This is a genomic window from Halobacteriovorax sp. RT-2-6 (genome assembly GCF_047085025.1).
Taxonomy (GTDB): Bacteria; Bdellovibrionota; Bacteriovoracia; order Bacteriovoracales; family Bacteriovoracaceae; genus Halobacteriovorax_A.
Genome location: NZ_JBKIYH010000002.1, coordinates 373269 through 393332 on the forward strand (window position 1 = coordinate 373269; position 20064 = coordinate 393332).

20 protein-coding genes are annotated in these 20064 nt (G+C 36.2%); 7 read left to right on the plus strand and 13 right to left on the minus strand.

What is annotated here, in order from left to right:
* The first annotated feature begins 95 nt into the window (after positions 1 to 95).
* On the plus strand, positions 96 to 1154 hold the full coding sequence (locus ACMAYS_RS10250; RefSeq protein ID WP_103218170.1) for a CNNM domain-containing protein: 1059 nt from the start codon (positions 96 to 98) through the stop codon (positions 1152 to 1154).
* 16 nt (positions 1155 to 1170) lie between these two features.
* Here the strand turns inward: ACMAYS_RS10250 and ACMAYS_RS10255 are convergent, their stop codons facing one another.
* Complete coding sequence (locus ACMAYS_RS10255; protein ID WP_103218171.1) at positions 1171 to 2037, minus strand: MBL fold metallo-hydrolase; 867 nt, start codon at positions 2035 to 2037, stop codon at positions 1171 to 1173.
* Between the two features lie 106 nt (positions 2038 to 2143).
* On the opposite strand from ACMAYS_RS10255, the gene ACMAYS_RS10260 reads away from it, so the two are divergent.
* Positions 2144 to 2881, plus strand: coding sequence for a sulfite exporter TauE/SafE family protein (locus tag ACMAYS_RS10260; RefSeq protein ID WP_103218172.1), 738 nt, complete (start codon positions 2144 to 2146; stop codon positions 2879 to 2881).
* On the opposite strand, the gene ACMAYS_RS10265 is transcribed toward ACMAYS_RS10260, so the two are convergent.
* From ACMAYS_RS10265 to ACMAYS_RS10285, 5 genes are all read right to left on the minus strand, one after another.
* Positions 2873 to 3379, minus strand: coding sequence for an SRPBCC family protein (locus tag ACMAYS_RS10265; protein WP_103218173.1), 507 nt, complete (start codon positions 3377 to 3379; stop codon positions 2873 to 2875). The genes ACMAYS_RS10260 and ACMAYS_RS10265 overlap by 9 nt on opposite strands.
* Before the next feature lie 18 nt (positions 3380 to 3397).
* Positions 3398 to 3772, minus strand: a complete 375-nt coding sequence (locus tag ACMAYS_RS10270) for a hypothetical protein (protein ID WP_412463213.1) — start codon at positions 3770 to 3772, stop codon at positions 3398 to 3400.
* Positions 3769 to 3990, minus strand: coding sequence for a hypothetical protein (locus ACMAYS_RS10275; protein ID WP_199177547.1), 222 nt, complete (start codon positions 3988 to 3990; stop codon positions 3769 to 3771). The genes ACMAYS_RS10270 and ACMAYS_RS10275 overlap by 4 nt, the downstream gene beginning before the upstream one ends.
* A 160-nt stretch (positions 3991 to 4150) precedes the next feature.
* On the minus strand, positions 4151 to 5116 hold the full coding sequence (locus ACMAYS_RS10280; RefSeq protein WP_103218176.1) for a deoxyhypusine synthase family protein: 966 nt from the start codon (positions 5114 to 5116) through the stop codon (positions 4151 to 4153).
* Positions 5117 to 5188: 72 nt separating this feature from the next.
* Positions 5189 to 6343, minus strand: coding sequence for a hypothetical protein (locus tag ACMAYS_RS10285; RefSeq protein ID WP_412463214.1), 1155 nt, complete (start codon positions 6341 to 6343; stop codon positions 5189 to 5191).
* Between the two features lie 136 nt (positions 6344 to 6479).
* Between ACMAYS_RS10285 and ACMAYS_RS10290 the strand changes: the two genes are divergently transcribed.
* Genes ACMAYS_RS10290 through ACMAYS_RS10300 form a run of 3 tightly spaced genes read left to right on the plus strand, consistent with a single transcriptional unit; the run spans position 6480 to position 9441 of the window.
* Complete coding sequence (locus ACMAYS_RS10290) at positions 6480 to 7568, plus strand: imelysin family protein (protein WP_412463215.1); 1089 nt, start codon at positions 6480 to 6482, stop codon at positions 7566 to 7568.
* Entirely contained in the window at positions 7562 to 8926 is a 1365-nt protein-coding gene (locus tag ACMAYS_RS10295; protein WP_103218179.1) for a di-heme oxidoredictase family protein, read from the plus strand. The genes ACMAYS_RS10290 and ACMAYS_RS10295 overlap by 7 nt, the downstream gene beginning before the upstream one ends.
* A complete protein-coding gene (locus tag ACMAYS_RS10300; protein ID WP_412463216.1) occupies positions 8926 to 9441 on the plus strand; it encodes a hypothetical protein in 516 nt (171 codons plus the stop codon). Before ACMAYS_RS10295 ends, ACMAYS_RS10300 begins: the two co-directional genes overlap by 1 nt.
* Positions 9442 to 9464: 23 nt before the next feature.
* Here ACMAYS_RS10300 and ACMAYS_RS10305 read toward each other — a convergent pair whose 3' ends face one another.
* From ACMAYS_RS10305 to ACMAYS_RS10330, 6 genes are all read right to left on the minus strand, one after another.
* Entirely contained in the window at positions 9465 to 11381 is a 1917-nt protein-coding gene (locus ACMAYS_RS10305) for an ATP-binding protein (RefSeq protein WP_412463217.1), read from the minus strand.
* Positions 11382 to 11423: 42 nt separating this feature from the next.
* Positions 11424 to 13244, minus strand: a complete 1821-nt coding sequence (locus ACMAYS_RS10310) for an ATP-binding protein (RefSeq protein WP_412463218.1) — start codon at positions 13242 to 13244, stop codon at positions 11424 to 11426.
* Between the two features lie 153 nt (positions 13245 to 13397).
* A complete protein-coding gene (locus tag ACMAYS_RS10315; RefSeq protein WP_412463219.1) occupies positions 13398 to 13967 on the minus strand; it encodes a YceI family protein in 570 nt (189 codons plus the stop codon).
* Between the two features lie 7 nt (positions 13968 to 13974).
* On the minus strand, positions 13975 to 15138 hold the full coding sequence (locus ACMAYS_RS10320; RefSeq protein ID WP_412463220.1) for an NAD(P)/FAD-dependent oxidoreductase: 1164 nt from the start codon (positions 15136 to 15138) through the stop codon (positions 13975 to 13977).
* Positions 15135 to 17096: a hypothetical protein gene (locus ACMAYS_RS10325; RefSeq protein WP_412463221.1), complete on the minus strand. Its 1962-nt coding sequence runs from the start codon at positions 17094 to 17096 to the stop codon at positions 15135 to 15137. Before ACMAYS_RS10325 ends, ACMAYS_RS10320 begins: the two co-directional genes overlap by 4 nt.
* Positions 17097 to 17152: 56 nt before the next feature.
* On the minus strand, positions 17153 to 18211 hold the full coding sequence (locus ACMAYS_RS10330; RefSeq protein ID WP_412463222.1) for a type III polyketide synthase: 1059 nt from the start codon (positions 18209 to 18211) through the stop codon (positions 17153 to 17155).
* 130 nt (positions 18212 to 18341) lie between these two features.
* On the opposite strand from ACMAYS_RS10330, the gene ACMAYS_RS10335 reads away from it, so the two are divergent.
* Positions 18342 to 18857 carry a helix-turn-helix transcriptional regulator gene (locus tag ACMAYS_RS10335; protein ID WP_412463223.1) on the plus strand — a complete coding sequence of 172 codons (516 nt, stop codon included), beginning with the start codon at positions 18342 to 18344 and terminating at the stop codon, positions 18855 to 18857.
* 33 nt (positions 18858 to 18890) lie between these two features.
* The gene (locus tag ACMAYS_RS10340; protein ID WP_392992671.1) at positions 18891 to 19529 is read left to right on the plus strand and encodes a hypothetical protein; all 639 of its coding nucleotides are present in this window, start codon (positions 18891 to 18893) and stop codon (positions 19527 to 19529) included.
* A gap of 15 nt (positions 19530 to 19544) precedes the next feature.
* Here ACMAYS_RS10340 and ACMAYS_RS10345 read toward each other — a convergent pair whose 3' ends face one another.
* Positions 19545 to 20039, minus strand: coding sequence for an Hsp20/alpha crystallin family protein (locus tag ACMAYS_RS10345; RefSeq protein WP_103218189.1), 495 nt, complete (start codon positions 20037 to 20039; stop codon positions 19545 to 19547).
* Positions 20040 to 20064 lie beyond the last annotated feature (25 nt).

The following is a 20064-nucleotide window of genomic DNA, read 5'->3' on the forward strand; positions in this document are numbered from 1 at the left end:
AAAACGATAAGGTACTAAAAATTAATATATATTATGCATCATTTTTGGCCGTTACTTAATTTGACACAAAATTAAAGCCAATTTAAAGTATAAAAATGCTAATTGTTTATATAGTCATCTCGATTGGCGTCTCCTTTGTATGCTCGATCATGGAAGCAGTTCTGCTATCAATTACCCCTAGTTTCATCTTAGCGTCTCAGCGTCAGAACCGTAGCTATGCCTCAGCATTAAAGAAGTATGCCTCAAATAAAGATGAGGCCATCTCCGCAATCCTCACACTTAATACTTTTGCCCATACTCTTGGTGCAGCAGGTGTAGGTTCAGAGTCGATTCAAATATTTAAAGATATGGGAATAAGTGGTGCAAACCTAGAGTATTATCTTTCCGCTGTTTCTATTGTCTTAACTTTGGCCATTCTCTATCTTTCAGAAATTATTCCAAAGTCTCTCGGACACCATTATTGGAAAAGTTTAACTCCATTTTTATTAAAGATTCTACCGCCACTAATCTTTATCCTTAAGCCGATTCTATTTATTTCAATGACATTAATGAGGATGTTAAAAACTGATCCTGAGCATAAAATGAGTCGTGAAGAAGTCGAATCAATGATTGAGCTAGGTGTGCAAACGAAGGCCCTTGCCAAAGATGAAGGTGAATTTTTAAAAGAGTCCCTACTCGCTTCACGAAAAGTGATTGAAGAAGTTATGACTCCCGCACGCAAGGTCTTCATGGTTAATATTGAAGACACTATCTCATCTGTTTACGATCTAAAGGCACCTGTTACACGTATCCCATGTTATGGTGAGAATGTTAACGACATCAGTGGCTACATCCATAAAGAGGATATTGCCAAATCAATTATCGAAGACAATAGCGCTAAAAAGCTTTATGAATTAGATATCATCAGGCCCATTGCTATTATTAATCGCCAGACTCCTCTTCGAAACCTCTTCAAACGCTTCATTCGAGAAAAAGAACATATCGCCATGGTTAGTGATGATTACGGCACAATACTTGGGGTAATCACACTTGAAGATATTGTTGAGACCTTCTTTGGGATTGAAATCATGGATGAATTTGATGAAGTAGAAGATCTACAGAGTCAGGCAAAAGATGAGATTTTAGCAGAAGAAAAAAAAAGAGAGCACTTATAGTGCCCTCATATGAACCTTAATCTTTAAATGTTAGTGGCATTTGAAGGTATCTTACACCATTATCCTGAGGTGCAGGCATATGCCCGCCACGAATATTTACTTGTATACTCGGTAGCAGAAGTTTTGGAGCAGCAAGCGTCTTATCGCGACTTGTGCGAAATTTTACAAACTCTTCGCGACTAGTTTCGGCCTTAAGATGCACATTCGTTTTCTTATTCTCACCGATTGTGCTCTTATACCTTAACTCCCTTCCACCTGGCTGATAGTCGTGTCCTGTATAGACATTAGTCTCGTCTGGTAGCGTGTAAAGTTTATTTGTAATTGAATCATAAAGAGCATTTGCGTCCCCACCAGGAAAGTCACATCTTCCTGTACCATAATCTGGCATAAAAAGAGCATCTCCCGTAAAAACATTATTTCCAATTACAAATGAAGAACATGCCGGAGTATGTCCAGGAGTGAAAATCGTTTTGATCTCAATAGTTCCAGCAACAAGTGGCGCTTCTTCATTTAAGAAAGCATCGAAGTCCTCAAGTTTAATCTCTTTTAGAATATTAAATCGTTCACCAAATACTTCTTGAACAATCTTGATATTCTCGTTTATTGCCACTTTCACACCAGGAAAGAAATCCTTGAGCTTTAATGCTCCTGTAAGGTGATCCGCGTGAGCGTGAGTTTCTAGAATATAGTGAGGCTTAAGTCCCGCTTCTTTAACAAAGATAGCAACCTTTTCAACTGACTCTGTTGTGATAGTTGATGATGCCTGATCATAATCAAGAACTGGATCGATAATCACAGCATCCTTCGTCACTTCATCATAAACAACATAAGTTAGTGTGTAAGTTTGCTCATCAAAGAATGTTTTTATATTTAAATTATCCATAATTTCCTCCTATCATAGAGTAAATAAATTTATGGGAAAATACATTGACCCCCATCAAGGTTTAAGAAAAATTAATCCCCTATACTGATTTCAGGAGGAAATTAACATGGCATATCTATTAGCACTTATTGCAGGAACAACTCTTGGTCTTTTAGGCGGCGGGGGCTCAATTCTAGTGGTTCCAATCCTGGTTTATATTGTAAAAATTGACCCTAAAATCGCCATTACAATGAGTTTAGCAATTGTAGGTCTAACAGGCTTTATGGGGACACTAAGACATCATAAGAATGGTAATGTTATGGTTAAACTTGCCTTTCAATTTGGTGCTATGACAATGCTTTCCACTTATCTTGGTACCTATCTCGCTTCTTTCATTAGTGGACAAGTTCAACTTTATATCTTTGCAGGAATTATGCTACTGGCCTCAGTTTCAATGCTTAAAAATGGCAAGAATATCAAGGTTAAATCATCATCAAATCTAACAATTTTTGGGGCAGCGAGTGTTGTCGGTATTGTCACTGGTCTCATTGGAGTTGGAGGTGGGTTCTTAATTGTTCCAGCACTTGTAAACTTTTTTAACGTACCAATGAAGAAGGCCATTGGAACTTCTCTTCTAATTATTGCAATTAACTCTCTCATTGGATTTGTAGGAAATATTATCAACTCTCCTAATCTTGAGTTAGATTACCAATTTATTGCAATCTTTACAGCTCTTGCCATTGTTGGATCACAACTTGGATCAGCACTGACTCATAAACTTCCACAAGATAAATTAAAAAAGATTTTTGGCTACTTCTTAATTGTAATGGGGATCTTTATGATAGTTAGAGAAACACTACTCTAGTCTCTTTTTTAATTTCTTCAAATATTTCTTCATCAGAACACCATATAATTTAACGACGACCTCTGGCTTTGCATTAAAGCCAAAGGTCTCTTTAATCATACGACGGTCAAAGTCCACCACATAAGTAAAAAGAGTTCCGTTTTCACTTTCATTAAACATGCGGTTGCTTCTTAAAAAGTATGGATTTGATCTAACAGTTTCAAATAATGCCTGATAAGGAGCATTCAATTTAATTAGCTCTGTTGTTGTTATAAAGTTTTTACGAATTCCGATCCAAGCATCTTCTCTAAATGTGCTACCAACTTCAAATGTTCTTGAGTTTGTGGCCATATCATTAACTTCACTTCGCCAATGATGATCATTCATTGGATCCGCTACAAATTCAAACACCTCTTCAATAGGTGCATCGATTTCGATACTGCCAGTAACTTGGACTGTCTCCAGTGCATAAGAAAGTGTAGATATTGTTGCTGCTATAATTAGAATAAGTTGTCTCATATAAAAATGATGGCAATCTTAACTTAATCTGGCAAGTTTACGTCCAAAATACAAAACCAATTGGATGACTAAAACGCTCAAGAATGCGCTTATTCCAAGTGCTCCACCGTAACCCTTAAGGTGCGGAACAAGGTATTGAAAAAAAAGAGCAAAGAAAACTGAACCAATGACAATAGTATAATTATGCATTTTTGTGGGACAGCTCATTCCAACAAAAGTAGAACCAAAGAATATCACGGCCATCATTTCGTAGTTAGGAACTGTAAGATATAAAATTGCATAGGCAATTATTGTTAAAAGAGCGGAAGCTCTAATGGCCCCAAACGTCTTTAGACGAGACAGATGAAAAGTCGAAAGCGCTCCAATAAGAGAAACTCCAATTGCGGTTATCATATAATACTCCCCTTGATAAAGAAGAATAAAGCAACGCTAACAAAGGCAATTGTTCCAAGCTTTCCACCAAAACCTTGAAAGATTCTTAAAGTATAAAAATATAAAATTGCACCAATGAGAGAGATCCCAAGAATTTCCCAGTAATTAGTCACTAACTCACTTGAGCACATTCCTGCAAAGCTTCCACTATAGACCGCTGCTTGCAATGTCATTCTCATTGGAATAAGACCTGCAATCAAACCTACAGAAGCGGAGGCCAAGACTGGAGACCAGCCTAGTTGTGAATGTAAGAGGAAACAAAAAAGGCATCCTAAAAAGAATGCCCCAAATTTGTATAAAAATTGTATTCTCATGCCCATCTATCTTAGAGCAATGATCTTAGTTTTCCAATACGTAATGGAAAACAAGTGGTGCAACGATTGTCGCATCAGATTCGATAATGAACCTTGGAGTCTTTGAAGATAGTTTCCCCCAAGTGATTTTTTCATTTGGAACAGCACCTGAGTACGAACCATAACTTGTAGTCGAATCAGAGATCTGGCAGAAGTATGACCATAGAGGAACATCATCTTCCATATCTTGGTTAAGCATTGGAACAACACAAATTGGGAAGTCTCCCGCGATCCCGCCACCAATTTGGAAGAAACCAATACCACCATCTCCACAGTTTTCAGGATACCACTTAGCAAGGAACATCATATATTCGATACCATTCTTAACAAGAGAAGGCTCAAGCTCTCCTGTTAAGCAGTATGAAGCAAAAATATTTGCTGTCGTTGAATCTTCCCAACCTGGAACGATAATTGGAAGGTTCTTTTCACAAGCGGCCATAACCCAAGAATTTGCAACATCTGTTTCAAACTCTTTCGCAAAGTCTTCACGACGAAGAATTCGATATAGGAACTCGTGAGGAAAAAGTCTCTCCCCTGCTTTAGCAGCGTTTGACCACTCTTCAAAAAGATATTTTTGTAACTTTCTAAATGCAGTCTCTTCTGGAATACATGTATCTGTTACGCGGTTGAAACCTTGAGCAAGTAGCTCTTCTTCCTCTTCAGGACTTAGGTCTCTGTAGTTTGGAATACGCTTGTAGTGGTTATATGCGATTAAGTTCATGATATCTTCTTCAAGGTTTGCACCAGTACAAGAGATAATTTGGACTTTATCTTGGCGGATCATTTCAGCAAGAGAAACCCCAAGTTCGGCCGTACTCATGGCACCAGCAAGAGTGATCATCATCTTCTTCCCACTCTTTAAATGATCAACATATGCCTTTGATGCATCAACAAGTGAAGCGGCATTAAAGTGACGATAGTTGTTGCTAAAAAATTGGGCCATTGTGCTCATAATAATTCTCCAGAGAAAGCCTAAATAGAACGAGACTTATTACACCACAATATAGATCCAAGTCTACATAAATTAGTCAAAAATATTGTAATTAGAAGAGTACATGAGCCCTACCACACTATTATCAGAAGTACTGTCTTGTTTCTGGTAGTAAAGGCCAAAAATTGGGCTAGCTTTTCGATTGGAAAGCTTAAATCCAAGCGAAGCTTCATACGTTCGAGAGATACTGCTCGGTAAGTCTTCCGTAACACGATTCTCTATCTCACGGTATTGAAGGCCAAATAAAAATGAGTAAGTTGTTCCTTTGTAAAATTTAGACATCGTATATTCAGGAGTACTCAATCCAAATTTAAGCCATATATCATCTGAAAAGTTATTTCGATTTTGCTCTTGGTTCGGATCAAAAGAAATAATATCTTTAGAAATATCATAGAATATTTCAAATGAAGGCGACCAACTATCTGATGATAAGTAACTGTAGCCAATATTTAATCCCGTATTACTCTTATAACTCGGTTTACTTACAACTCTATTAAATACGGCCGGATCTGCATCAACACGAGAAAAGCTCTCCTGAGTACTTGATGAAGAATATTTGATCCCAGGAAAGAGAACCGAAGCACTCAAAAAGTGCTTCCTTTCGATATAAGATGCACTTAAAAGAGTGTTAATAATAATATACTTTGTTCGATCATTTACTGTTTCAAGATATTCCCTACCAGCAATATTCCCATAGAAAGTAGCAAATGTTTTTGAAGACTGAATATCAAGACTACCAGAAAAACCGACGGCGAATTTATCATTTAGCTTCTTTGCTGCGCTAATTCCAAGCACCGTTTCTTCGGCCTGAATATCTGCACTTCCTTTAAATTCATTCGTACTAAAATTGATCGTTCCATTATTTGTTCCACTATAGGTAACAAAATTCGTGAATGTTATGCCAAAGAAGTCCCCTGCAAAACCTGTGAAATAAGGAATGAACTGACTCTCAAAATCGCTACCAGCTGTTCCCTCTACATCAATATCTTGTCTAGCGTACATGAGGCCAAAATAAATTTTAATCTCATCGTGTTTGAGGTAGGCCGTGGCCGATGGAAATACCAAGGCCGCGCCTATGTCACCAGGACGTGCAGTTGTATTTCCAAGAAATCCTGCTTCATGACCAATTGGTAAGGAGAATACATTAAATGAAATAAGTATAAGTATGAGAAATCTAGTGAAATACATAGGAAAAATTAAATCACCCTAAGTAAATAAAGTCTATTCCTATAAAAAATGAACTTAATCGTTGATATTAACTTTAGTTTGATGTATCAAACCATAGTTCAAACAAGCAACCAATCTTACTAACAAAGGATATAATATGTTAAAAAGATCTATCTTATTGATTTCATTAGGCTTAGGTATGAATGCCACTGCTGCAACAACTGCGCAGTCAGTAATTGAAGGCTATTCAAATCTTGTTTATAAAACTTACTCAGAGTCTCTTGATAAGGCGATTGTACTTCAGGAAGACGTCGAATTCTTCATCTCTAACCCTGGGGTAATGACTCTAGAGATGGCGAGAGAGTCTTGGAGACAAGCAAGAGCTCCATATGGCCAATCAGAAGTTTTTAGATTCTACAATGGCCCTATCGATAGCGATGAAGGACCAGAAGGATTACTAAATGCATGGCCACTTGATGAAGCATATATCGACTATGTTGAAGGTGCTCCTAATGCAGGTATCGTAAATAATATTGCTGATTACCCAGTAATTAATAAAGAACTTCTTTCATCACTTAACGAGCTTAACGGTGAAAAGAATATCTCAACTGGTTACCACGCAATCGAATTCCTATTATGGGGACAAGATCTATCTATTGATGGTGCTGGTGACAGACCTCATACAGACTATGTAATCGGTCTTGGAAAGAACGCACAAAGACGAGCTGTATACCTTTCAACAGCAACAGATCTTTTAATAGATCACCTTCAAACACTTGTTGATGCTTGGGCACCAAATAAAGCTAACTATAGAGCTGAATTTGTAGCAAAAGATCAAAAAGAATCTCTTAATAATATTCTTTCAGGAATGATCTTCATGTCTGGTGATGAGCTTTCAGGTGAAAGAATGTTCGTAGCTTGGGAAACTCAAGGCCAAGAAGATGAGCACTCATGTTTCTCAGATATGACTCATATGGATATCCAGTGGAATTTCTGGGGTATTGCAAATGTACTTAAAGCAACAGGAATCCTAGCACTAACAGACAACACTGTTCTTGCAACTACAATTGATAACAGAGTTGCAAAGATCAATAAAATGCTAGCTGGTCTTCCTGTACCATTTGATCAAGCAATCCTTGACGAGAATGCAAGACCAGAAATCCTAGCTTCTATCGAAGAGATGGAACAACTTGCAATTGAGCTTGTAGAAATTTCTGAAGAACTTGAGACGCCAGTACAATGGTAAGAGCTCTCCTTCTTACATTTTTGTGCGTATTTAGTCTCAATACTTACTCCAGTGATAAGTTCCCGGCCGGTGCCGGGACTACACTGGACCTCTCAGTTAATGCTTTCTCACACCCTATGAGTGGGACACGTGGAATGTTAAGGCGTCAGTTTCAAGTAGGTAATAGCTTTTTTAAAGGAGCTTGGGTTACCTCACCTTCATCTACTCCATTAAGAGATGGCCTTGGTCCAATTTTTAATGCAACATCTTGTACAGCATGCCACCTACTTGATGGACGTGGACGAGGCCTTCCAGATGTTGACGGAAAAACTGATATCTCTCTTCTCTTTCGCTTAAAAAAAATTGGTGCTAATGGAGAAACCACTCCACATTCAAAATATGGAGATCAATTTCAACCTCACAGTATTGAAGGTGTTAAAGGCGAAGGTGAAGTCTTCGCTAAGTTTGAAACCATAAAGGGCAAATTTGCTGATGGCCAAGCCTATGAACTTAAAAAACCAAATTACATCTTTAGAAAACTAGCTTATGGAAAATTAGGCAACAACACAATTGTCTCACCGAGAGTCGCTCCACAAATGATTGGACTTGGACTTCTTGAGAATATAAATGAAGAAGATATCCTTGCAGGAGCTGATCCCGAGGACTTAGATAATGACGGTATTTCAGGCCGTGCAAATTATGTCTTTTCAATAGTTGAACAAAGACAAACTCTTGGACGCTTTGGCTGGAAAGCTTCACGTCCAAACCTGCTAGAACAAAATGCTGCAGCTTTCAATGGTGATCTCGGTATAACAAGTTCCCTCTTTCCAACTGAGGAGTGTAGTCTTGTCCAAATTGACTGCCTAGAGAAACAAACACAGCAAGATATCTCTAATGAACTTTTAGATAAAGTTACACTTTATACGCAATTAATTTCTGTCCCAGTAAGAAGAGATTTCAATAGTCCGAGTGTATTAAATGGTAAAAAAGTTTTTCATCAAATAAATTGTCAAGCATGCCACAGACCTGAGTTTACAACAGGTACAAATTCGAAATTTGAAGTATTAAATAATCAAAAAATCTACCCATATACAGATATGCTACTACACGACATGGGTGATGAATTGGCCGATGATACTCGTTCATATCAATTTGAAGCTAAGGCCACGACAAGAGAATGGCGTACTCCGCCACTCTGGGGACTTGGCCTTGTAAAAACAGTCAATGGTCATACTCGCTATCTTCATGATGGACGAGCACGTAATTTACAAGAGGCCATACTCTGGCATGGTGGAGAGGCCAAGCAAGCAAAGAATAATTTTATAAAGTTAACAAAGAAAGATCGTAACGATCTCATTAAATTTCTTAGGAGTTTGTAATGAAGAAACTAATTCTATTAGTAACACTTCTATCGAGTCCGGCCATTGCTCAAATATGGCCACTACCAACAGGCACTACTTACCTTGTAAAAGGTACTGGTTATGATTGTGGAAAATTCATTAGTCGTTATAAAGTTGAATATACAACGACTCCAAAACTTTTTTCAGATACAGGAATTAACTTTGATCTTTTAACGGCAGATAGTGACCTAAATGTTTTCTCAATTGAGTCATCTTGGGTAACGACATCAGGTCAGACTTGTAACTTCGGCCTCTTCTTTAATCGTGCTAGAGAGACAAGAACATTAGAGCTTGATTATACAAAATCAATGACAGATGGGGATGCAAGTGAATGTGTCGCAAATGAAGAGCTACTAAAGAGCAAGCTTCAATCATCAGCTTATGAAGCATCAAAAAGAGGTATTCGCTATATAGCCGTAGATATTCTTGATGAAAAAACTGAAGTCTGCGACGGAGAGCGTGTTAGACTAATTTTTGATAGACGAGCTAACTAATAATCGGTGGCACTAATGTGCCACTACGCTCTTTTAAGTGGAAGAGTGAACACAAAACGAGTTAAAAAAGAGTCTTCATCAAGGTAAAACTCCCCTCCATGTTTTTCGATATTACTTTTTGAAATACTAAGACCTAATCCCGTTCCCCTATTCTTCTTCTTTGTTGTAAAGAAAGGCTCCATTATTTTAGCTTTTATATCATCAGGGATACCTCGACCTGTATCTGTAATCGAAACTTCAACATAGTCCTTATCATAATTTCTAATTGGTACTGCCTTAAGATTAATTCGTCTTTCACCATTTACTTTAATAAGTTCATCAAATGAATTATTAATGAGATTTAGAAGTACCTGTGCGACCTGCACGACAGAGCCATTGATAATAATCGATTCATCTACATTAATGTTGAATTCAATATCATTTTCTTTAAATTTCTCATAACAAAGTGATGTTACATCCTCAACTGCTTCAATAAGGTGGAAGTCTTCAAATCGTGACTTGTCTCCATCTTTTGCGAGATGCTTTAGGCCTTTGATGATCTTTGAAATCCTAAATGCCGTGCTTGAAATACGCCCAGCATTTTTCTTGATACTTTCGAGACCGGTTCTTTGATAAATTCGATTAGCACTTAAATCAATAATCGTGAGAGGATTATTAATTTCATGAGCAATACCACTTGCCATCTCACCAATCGATGCCAGTCTTGCCGAGTTAATAATTTGAGATTGCTGCTGAACAAGCTGTACAGTTCGGTCATGGACATTTCTTTCCAGTTTCTCATTCACTTTAATAAGCGAATCCTTATAACTGCGCTGTTTTTCGAAGAAATAAAGTAAAATAAAAAAGAAAATACAAAGACAAACAAAACAAGCAAAAACAACGAGAAGCTCTGATTTATACTCGTGATAGAATTGGAAAAAGCTAGACGAGTAACTAATGATCTTAGAGTTTTCCGGCAATTTATTGATATTAATCTTATATCTCTTTAATTGATCCAGATCAAAAACAAGATCATTAATAGAATGAGTTATGATAGGAATTTCTGAAATTTTCTTTTCTCCATAGATGTACTCATCGGCCATACGAGCGATTTCTCGGCCATAGGCCCTACCATCAGAGAGATTTCCCCCAACTATCCCTTTATTAAGTAGGAACTTTAGAAAACCATAGATTGGTTGCTTAGAGTACTTGCTAAGAGTCCTAATATTTTCATCGAATTTAAAGTACTTTCCATCACGATCTCTAGCATAAACCCCAAAGAGAACAATTGAATCATCTTCAAAATGCTTGGCCATTTCATAGATTTCTTCCATATTGTAATTTTCAATATAGATAACTTTTTGCTTTAGCTGCATTTTTTCAAACGAGCTTTCAAATTGTTTTTTAAGATAACGACCAGAGGGAGAAAACTGCGTATTTATCACATATATCTTAGTGGCAGTTGGATTAATTTTCAGAGCACCCTTAACTGTAGGTATCACATCAAATGTTTCAACAACTCCAGTAAAGTTCTTTTCAGTTCGGTAGATATCACGCTTAAACTTATCATAGCCATTTACACCACTAAAAATTATGGGAGCATCATTGAAAATCTCTCTTCGATACTTGATTGCAAAATCAAAGGCATAATCATCAGTTGTTACAATTAAATCAATTTTATGAGAGCTAAATTTTGTCGCGTAGAGTTCTGCTAAGGCTTCATCATAATCGCGTCCAAAAAATCTTTTAGAATCCATATACTCTGTATAAAAATTCATTGAATATTTATGACGACTCTGTAAGTGAAAACGAAAGGAGCTATCAATTTCTTCCGTCCAAATATTCCCTTTTTCATATGAGTGGAGCATAAGAATATCATAAGAACCTGCCGCACTAGTAAGTGAAGAAATAAGAATAAATAAAATGAAAATTAGTCGATAGACAGCCTTAAGTAAAATCATTCTAAATAAATATCACTTAATCTTCGTATTGTAATCAGTTATTTAGGCAGTTGGTAGCTGAATAACGAAACGGGTGTTAGGGCTCGACCTATCCACGAAGATACGGCCTTTATGATGCTCAATTATATTCTTACAAATACTTAGACCTAGTCCAGTACCTCTTTGATCAACCTTAGTAGTAAAGAATGGCTCCATGATTCTTTCAAATATCTCTTCAGAAATGCCTTTTCCAGAATCTGTCACTGAAATTTCAACGATATCCTTTTCTTTTTTTCCTTCGAGCTTGATCCAGCGCTCACTATCTCCCTGAACTAATTCATCAAAAGAATTATTGAGAAGGTTCAAAACCACTTGTGAAATCTGTACTGGTGCCCCATGAACCTTTAGGTTCTCGTCGACATCAATCTTAAAGTGAATTTCGTTCTCTCTAAATCTTGCCTGACAAATTGAAATGACATCTTCAATAGCAACCTTAATATTCACGAGTTCACTAGTTAGACTAGCATCCTCTTTGGCCAGTTGCTTGAGTCCTTTAATAATTTTTGAAATACGATCAACAGTTAGTTTGATTTTTTCTGCCGACTTTAAGACAACTTCATTATCTGACAATTGAATAATTCGATAAGCACTTAAATCAATGATTGTTAGTGGGTTATTAATTTCATGAGCGATCCCACTTGCCATCTCTCCAATCGAAGCAAGCTTTGCAGAATTGATAAGTTTCGACTGCTGCTCAATTAACTGTCTTGTTCTTTTTTCAACTCTATCCTCTAATTGTTCATTGATTCGAAGAACTTCTTTCTTATGCTTCTTTTGTTGCTCAAAATGATAAGCAAGAACAACTAAACTAATAAATAAACACGCAAAAGAAAAAAGAATAAACCAAAACTCGAAAGTATACTCTTCATAGAAGCGCAGCAATTTATTATTACGATTTATAATTTGTGAATTAACTGGTAGCTTATGGAAATCAAGACCAAATTTAACAATTTTAGCGTAATCAAAAATAGCTGGTGCCTCGACATCCTCAACTATAGCAATCGAATTAATGTCTTCACCAGCAATAATCTGATTAGCAATTAAAGCTGCTTTCTTCCCGTAGAGCTCACCACTTGTAAAATATCCACCAGTCAGGCCGTAAGGCAAATAGTATTTCAAGAAACCATAAATTGGCACGTTTGAGCGCCTTGCTAACTCACGAAGGTTTTTTTCAAAGTCTAAAAAATTTCCATCACGATCACGAGAAAAACCGCCATAAAGAGCAAACGATCCTTTTTCTAAATTTTCAACTTTCTTATAAAGGCTATCTGCTGATATATCCTCTAGGTATTCAACTTTATCTGCGAGTCCTAACTTGGAAATTGATTTTTGAAATTCTTTCTTTAAATACTTACCTGATGGTGTATGAATCGTATTAATTACATAGAATTTTTTAGCTTTTGGATGCAGGCTTTGAGAAAGCTCGAGCATTTTATCAATTTTGAAACTCTCAACGAGTCCGGTGTAATTTTTTTCGAGTCGATATTTCTGTTTAAATTCATCACTGTAGCCGTTAACACCGGTAAAAATAATCTGACTATTTTGAAAAAGTTTGTCTCGATACTTCATGGCAAAGGCAAACGCATTGTCATCTGAAGTAATAATTAATTTAATATTTCGATCAGAGTACTTTATTGAGAATAGATTATAGAGCCTCTCACCATAGTCTCGCCCGTAGAATCGCTTAGAGTCCATATACTCGGTATAAACATCTAAGTGATTGCTTTCACTATGAAGGTTTTTCTTAATCGACTGATCAATAAGATCTGTCCAAATACTATCTCGAGAGTAAGAGTGCAGTATAAGTATCTCGTACTTATCCATCGCTAAGCTTGGAAAGATTGATAGGAAAAACGTGAATGTTAAAATTAATGCCCTGGCCCAGTTCACAACTTTATAATTAACATTTTATCGCTAAAATGTATTGATAAAATTTATCGATTTAGCAATAAATCTTCATAAAGCGCTGAAATCACACTATAGAATTAAGTAAAAATTAACCTCAATATCATCATGCACAGTTGCGATCCATATCGATGGATCCGGGATTTCGAGCTTTTTCAGTGATAGAACGGCCTTGCCAACCAAAGACATTTGACCGTCTGCGCTGGCCAATCTTTCGATGAAAATATCGATAGAATGTTTCTTATTTCGAACCTCAATAGTTCCCTTATTTAACTCACCCAGTCTAATTGGCCCAGGGATATGAACATTAATATGTGGGTTTTTTTCTACCTCAAGACACTTCTCATACATTTTTTCGTTACGAGACTCATTATCTGTATCTAATTTCTTGGCATCAATTTGAATCGAAATATCTTTGTAACTCCCCATGCCGTCTTTCGTATATGTTATCTTTGCACCTTTAACGACACCTTGAAAATCTGTAGTAATAAGGCCTGCTTTTGTCGAAGACATGTTAAATATAATACGATTCTGAGCATTAGCGGCTTGCTCAAAGTTATCATATTTTAGTGATAGCTTTGATGCTGCAATTGTACTTACTTGTAGAAGAATAAAAATAAAAATAACTTTATACAGTTTCATATTAACCTCATGAAATAATAATCTTTAAAAGACCTTTTAATGGAGTGTGAATATTTCCAATGATTCCAATAAAGGTATCTCTTCTTTCTTTACTGTGATTTAAAAATTTAGCAACAATTTCAATTAGCCATGAACGGCGAATCAACCACTGGAAACCAGTATTAAGAAATGATTTCTCACGAAAGTATTTTTCTTTTTTGTGCCTATAAACTTGTAAGGAAGAGTTATAATCAAAACAGATTTTTGAAATATTAATACTTTCAAATAACATCTTCGCTGTTAATAAAGCATTAAAGATACCTTCTCCTGTTATTGGATCAATAAAACCCGCGGCATCTCCAATTAGGGCAACATTATTTCCAATGACATCTTTTACATTATGCTCAATTGGAAAACTTGTATGTATCTTACTACCTTCTTCTAATGTAACCCCTAACTCATCTTGAATTCTTTCAAGATAATACTTGAAGGTATTGCGAGCACTTCCATATTGTTTAATCTCATCGGCACCACAAACAAGAGAGAGGTTTAGTTCAGTATTCGAGATAGGATCGACACCAATATAGCTTCCTCTTTCAAAAATAAACATCTGTCCTTTTCGAATAGGAACTTTGTCAGTATTGAGCCAAGCATGAAGAGCAATACGTTTTTTAGAATTGGGTAACTGAAGCTTCAATTGACGTGCAACGATTGAGTTTCGTCCATCTGCACCGACAAGAAGACGAGAATAATAAACTTCTTTATCAGCTGTTTCGACTCTCCAATATGTTCCTAAATACTCAAAACTCACAACACTTTGACCAAATCGTAAGTCTGCACCACTTTCACTTGCTAGCTTGGCCAGTCTCTGATCAAGAATTTTTCGATTAACACTGACACCAAAATTTCTCCTTCCTCCCTCACTTGTAGGGAATGTGCTATTAACACGACGGCCTTTTGGCGTATGTATCATCATCCCATTAAGAGGTAAGAAGCCATCATAAACTGATTGTAAATTAAGTTCATCAAGAAGCTTTACTCCTTGAGGACAAAGATATTCTCCACACACTTTACGGCCAACCTCTTTATTTCTTTCAAGAATCAGTACTTTTGAATTCTTTTGAGCCATTAAGTGTCCAAGTAATGCCCCTGCGGGACCACCACCAATGATAAGTACATCATAAATATTCATTTCCACTCCTCAACAATCTCTCTTAGAGACGCATTACCTAAGTAAAGTGTTGGCAGAACAAAGAGATCGAAAATCATTCCACAAAACAAGATGAAAGATAAATTCACCCCAAACTCTCTAATAGGAAGAAAGTCATAAATTCCAAATAATAAGAATGCGATAATAAGAGTAAGCGAACTCGTTAGAATAGGCTTAACGATTGTTTCAACATAAATGCTAAAGTCACCTTGTTTTTGGTCAAAGAAATGTAGTAGATGAAAAGTACTGTCTACGACAATCCCGAGCCCCACACTATAAGTCATAACAGTTGCAATATTTAACGACATCCCCATGATATTCAAAAAACCTAGCGACAAACCAAGTGGCATTGTATTGACTAGAATAAAAATGGCAAAAAGCTTTATCTGTTTTAAAAAAATAACAGCAATGAGGGCCATGATAACCAAACTTAACAAAAAGCTCTTTGAAAGAGTATGAACCATTGCTTTTTGAGAAATCATTAAATTATAGTATAGGCCATCGAGGCGAAAGCTTCTATCGCCTATAATCCCCTTTACTTTATTTAATAAAATTTCATATTGATCAACATTTAAAGGAGTTCCAAGTAATGTAATTTTATATTGTGAGTCTATTGGGTAAGCTTCCCTGATACCTTCAGCAGCTTTTGAACATAGCGCAGCATAGGCGAATTGATTATCCGGTAGAGAATAACTTCCACTATACGCTTCATTTATTTTTCTAACAACAAGGTTTCGAGATAATACTCTTACACCATGAACTGCCCCTAACTCATCTTCAACTTGTGTAAGCTTTATTAACTCCTCATATGATAGATCTCCCATACCAATCTCTAAAAGAGGTACACCTCCTGCTAAAACAGCGATGTCATTAAAACTCTTTGCAATATTAGTCTCCCTTGGGAAATACTTAGTTGCATCAGTTACGATTGCAACATTTTTACCACCCCAAACTCCTAAGAGAATTGAAAAAAAACTAATGATCATGAAAGAGAGGGCCGAAAAACTTTTTCGTGGATATTTTTTTAGAATGACTCCCTTAGCTTCATTGAGCTTTAATAAGCCTTCAACACTAAGTAACCAAATAATTGAAAGCAAAGAGCTCAATAAAATCATGATGCTACTTAGTAGTCCAAAGATGCGGATAACATAAATCTCACTCACATATAATGAAAGAAAGCCTATGAAAGTTGTAATAAGCATAAGTGCTATTGGGCGAATTTTATGCTTTAGGGCCTTAGATAAAGAACCTTCCTTTCTGGCAGAGAAATAAATGTGTTGTCCAAGAGAAAGGATAATCACAAATGTCATCAGCGGTACAATTGATGTCACCATATTCATAGTGCCAAAAAAATACTTAATAGCACTAAGGCCAAAAAGTGCACTAAAGAGACATGGGATAAAAAGTACAATTGTCGTGAGGAAGTTTTTAATAAATACAAATAAAAGCAAGAATGAAAATATAAATAAAATCGGAAAAAGTCTTTCTTGAACAAGAGCTGAAGATTTATCTAGATGATAATTTGTATACTCATGGCCAGCACAGAAGAAACGATTTTCATCTTCCACTCTTTTGATAACTTCTTTTAGTTGGTTTTTTTCACCATTATTAAAAATAAGCAGCCCCATGCGATTTGCTGAAATGAGTTCTGCTTTTGCAAGTGTCCCCTTTTGTAATTCAATTTCTAATTCATGGCGATCTTTAACAAGATTATGAGGATAAACAAAGTAGCATTCATCACGACATATCTTCTCAAGCTCTTTACCGAAGTTTTCGAGACTTGAATACGCTTCAAGACTCGCCACTTCATTTGTATAAACGACTAGTGAATCTACTTCTGGGTAATCTTGCTGAAATGCCTTAAACTGTTCTATCCCCTTATCTGTTAAGAAGATTGATTCCGGATTCTTTTGTTTTAAATCCTTTGTATAAAACAACATTCCAACGAAGACCCCTAGAAATAGGATAATAAATAGAGACCTAAAGATCGCTTTTATTATGACCTCCACTCTAAAAGAATACTTTGGGCCATAAAGCCAGGGCCGAATGCTAGCATATAACCACGCTGCCCACTTTCAATAACTCTTTCTCTTGTAACCTTGTCAAAGATATGAAGAATTGTCGCAGATGACATATTCCCACAATTCTCAAGAACCCACTTAGACTCTGAAATATCTTTGTCATAATCACCAATATAGTCTTCAACCATTTGAATGATCTTCTTACCTCCTGGGTGAAACATATAATTATCTATATCTTCAATCTTTAGGCCATTGCGCTCTAAAAACGGTAAGAAAATATTTTCAAAATTTCCTTCAATTGCACTTGGTACATCTTTATCTAAAACAATTTTAAGTCCTGAGTTAATTAGCTCAAATCCCATCAGGTATTCACCATGAGAAAAGTTATACATATCTGTATCGATAATATGAGCACCTTTACCTTCGCCACCTTTTAAAACAGCACAAGCAAAACCGTCAGAGAAAATTGCTGTTGAAACAAGATTGGCAGCATCAAGATCATTAAGTTGGAAAGTGATACTTGGTATTTCCATTGTTAAAACAAGTGCTGTTTTATCTGGATTGGCCTTTAAGAATTCATCTGCATAAATTAATGCCGACGTTCCTCCTGCGCATCCCATCTCTGTTACTGGCAAACGAACGACATCTTTTCGTAAACCAAATTCATTGACGAGATAAGCATCAACTGAAGGAATCATGAAGCCTGTGCAACTAGTTGTGATGATATAGTCAACTTCACTTGGATCAATATTAGATCTTTCAAAAGTTCGTTTCAATAACCTCTTACCGTACTCAACCATTTTGGCTTTATAGATATTATTCTTCTCTTCAAAACTTATGTCTGAAAATACAGTCTCAAGATCGACAACCGCACTACGCTGATCTATTTTGGAGCCCTTAAATATTTTCAGGGCCTTACGTTTTGTCATTTCATCAACATTCTTCAGCCACAGGCGTTGGGCAGCTTCAATGATCTCTTCTGTTTTGTAAGTGTAATCTGGTTTATAAGTTTCCATGTGAACAATACGAGTCATTTGTTCCTCCTTTCGTAGAGAAAGAATCGTTCAAAACCTTAAATTTTGTAACTGGACGAAAGTCCTAATTCCAAATAAAATGTGTATTATCAGATAGATACAATATTTATACGACTAAGGTCCTAGAACTATGCTTAATAAACGTGAACGCCTAATTACTGGATTACTCTTCCTCTTTATCTCTCTTTTTCTTATTTTTGATATTTATGAGGACATCAGTGATGGCTCGACATATGAGCACGTTATCGAAGAAGGCATCATAATGTTCATAGGTCTCATCGGAACTGGTGTTCTATGGTTCAAGTGGCTATTTACAAAAAAAGAAAACTTAAGAATTAATTCAGACGTTACAAAGTTAAAATCTGACCTAGAAAGTTATAAACGAAAAACTCAAGATCTTTCACGCGGTCTCTCTGAAAAAATTAATGATCAATTAAATGAATGGGCATTAACAAAATCAGAGAAAGACATCTCACTTTTATTGTTAAAAGGCCTAACAATAAAAGAGATTGCTGATATTAGATCCACATCAGAGAAAACAATTAAGCAACACTGCACTAATATCTATAGTAAATCAAACCTCAGTGGACGTAGTGAATTATCGGCATTCTTTTTAGAGGATATTTTAATCATTGATAGGTTATAATCTCTATAGAAAAATAATCAAGAACAAGTGATCATGAATCTTACAGAGTTTAATGAAGAATTAGCAAAAACGAATAAATTAGTAATTATTGGACCAATGGCCCTAACATTGCCCTATATTATTAATTCTCCAATCATTTACGTTGATGGTGGCCTAAATCATAGGCCAAGTGACGATCATCCTTACCTTTCAGTTGGTGATAATGATTCAAATACAACTAGCGATAATCTTGATATAACGTTGGATGAAAACAAAGACTTTTCAGATCTAACTTACGCATTAACTCTTATCCCTGATAATATTACCGAAATAAAGCTCTTTGGATTTTTAGGAGGAAGACTAGATCATCAAATGGTGACTTTAGGCTCGATCCACCACTTTCTAAAAGAAAGAAAACACCAAACAAGGTGTCATTTTGAAAAGAAAATTATCGCAAACTCAAGCGGTAACTTCTCTTTTACACATGAAGGTATTTTTTCAATTCTTAGTCTTGAAGAACAAGAAATAACAATAAGTGGTGCTTGTGATTATCCCCTCAATGGCGATAAAGGAGTAAAAACTCTTAGTTGCCTTACTCTTTCGAATAAAGCCTACGGTGAAGTACATATAACATCTAAACACCCTATTTTTGTCTACTTACTAGATAAAGAAGTGCCAGGCAACAATGCCTAGCACTTTCAGTTTTTTTTAATGAGATGATTTCTCTTTTTCATCAGCAAATAGCTTAACAAAATTTTCTGTCGCATCGGAAACTTCAATTTTATGCGCCTTTTTCTCAGCACTTTTTGGTAGAGCGAGATAAAGAATTCCGTCTTGAAGTTGCGCCTGAACTTCACTTCGATTAATGAAATGAGGAACAGTTAAACTGCGCGAAATACGACGAGTCTCTCCACCACCATCTTCGAATAGTGTCTTACGTTCGGCTTCAATAGTAACTAGGCCATCATCGACTTGAATATTCAGGTCTTCTTTTTTTACCCCAGGCATATCAATGCTGAGTAAGTAAGCACTTTCAGTTTCCTTCATCTCTCCAAAGGCATTAGAATTTCCATTTCCTCGACCTTGCCAAATATCTTCAAGGCCAGAGATGATATCTCTAAACTCATTGTCAAAATTAGCACTACCGAAGAAATCAGAATTAAATACTGAGTTTTTTCGTGGGACAATCGAACGTCTAATCATGGTAATCTCCTTTAAGTTTCGTGTG

Bases quoted from the DNA above. Each gene is read 5' to 3' on its own strand.
- ACMAYS_RS10265 (WP_103218173.1), bottom strand. From the start codon at position 3,379: ATGAGACAACTTATTCTAATTATAGCAGCAACAATATCTACACTTTCT.
- ACMAYS_RS10250 (WP_103218170.1), top strand. From the start codon at position 96: ATGCTAATTGTTTATATAGTCATCTCGATTGGCGTCTCCTTTGTATGC.
- ACMAYS_RS10305 (WP_412463217.1), bottom strand. From the start codon at position 11,381: ATGATTTTACTTAAGGCTGTCTATCGACTAATTTTCATTTTATTTATT.
- ACMAYS_RS10280 (WP_103218176.1), bottom strand. From the start codon at position 5,116: ATGAGCACAATGGCCCAATTTTTTAGCAACAACTATCGTCACTTTAAT.
- ACMAYS_RS10330 (WP_412463222.1), bottom strand. From the start codon at position 18,211: ATGACTCGTATTGTTCACATGGAAACTTATAAACCAGATTACACTTAC.
- ACMAYS_RS10290 (WP_412463215.1), top strand. From the start codon at position 6,480: ATGTTAAAAAGATCTATCTTATTGATTTCATTAGGCTTAGGTATGAAT.
- ACMAYS_RS10275 (WP_199177547.1), bottom strand. From the start codon at position 3,990: ATGAGAATGACATTGCAAGCAGCGGTCTATAGTGGAAGCTTTGCAGGA.
- ACMAYS_RS10295 (WP_103218179.1), top strand. From the start codon at position 7,562: ATGGTAAGAGCTCTCCTTCTTACATTTTTGTGCGTATTTAGTCTCAAT.
- ACMAYS_RS10315 (WP_412463219.1), bottom strand. From the start codon at position 13,967: ATGAAACTGTATAAAGTTATTTTTATTTTTATTCTTCTACAAGTAAGT.
- ACMAYS_RS10300 (WP_412463216.1), top strand. From the start codon at position 8,926: ATGAAGAAACTAATTCTATTAGTAACACTTCTATCGAGTCCGGCCATT.
- ACMAYS_RS10260 (WP_103218172.1), top strand. From the start codon at position 2,144: ATGGCATATCTATTAGCACTTATTGCAGGAACAACTCTTGGTCTTTTA.
- ACMAYS_RS10340 (WP_392992671.1), top strand. From the start codon at position 18,891: ATGAATCTTACAGAGTTTAATGAAGAATTAGCAAAAACGAATAAATTA.
- ACMAYS_RS10325 (WP_412463221.1), bottom strand. From the start codon at position 17,096: ATGTTGTTTTATACAAAGGATTTAAAACAAAAGAATCCGGAATCAATC.
- ACMAYS_RS10345 (WP_103218189.1), bottom strand. From the start codon at position 20,039: ATGATTAGACGTTCGATTGTCCCACGAAAAAACTCAGTATTTAATTCT.
- ACMAYS_RS10310 (WP_412463218.1), bottom strand. From the start codon at position 13,244: ATGGATAAGTACGAGATACTTATACTGCACTCTTACTCTCGAGATAGT.
- ACMAYS_RS10285 (WP_412463214.1), bottom strand. From the start codon at position 6,343: ATGTATTTCACTAGATTTCTCATACTTATACTTATTTCATTTAATGTA.
- ACMAYS_RS10335 (WP_412463223.1), top strand. From the start codon at position 18,342: ATGCTTAATAAACGTGAACGCCTAATTACTGGATTACTCTTCCTCTTT.
- ACMAYS_RS10320 (WP_412463220.1), bottom strand. From the start codon at position 15,138: ATGAATATTTATGATGTACTTATCATTGGTGGTGGTCCCGCAGGGGCA.
- ACMAYS_RS10255 (WP_103218171.1), bottom strand. From the start codon at position 2,037: ATGGATAATTTAAATATAAAAACATTCTTTGATGAGCAAACTTACACA.
- ACMAYS_RS10270 (WP_412463213.1), bottom strand. From the start codon at position 3,772: ATGATAACCGCAATTGGAGTTTCTCTTATTGGAGCGCTTTCGACTTTT.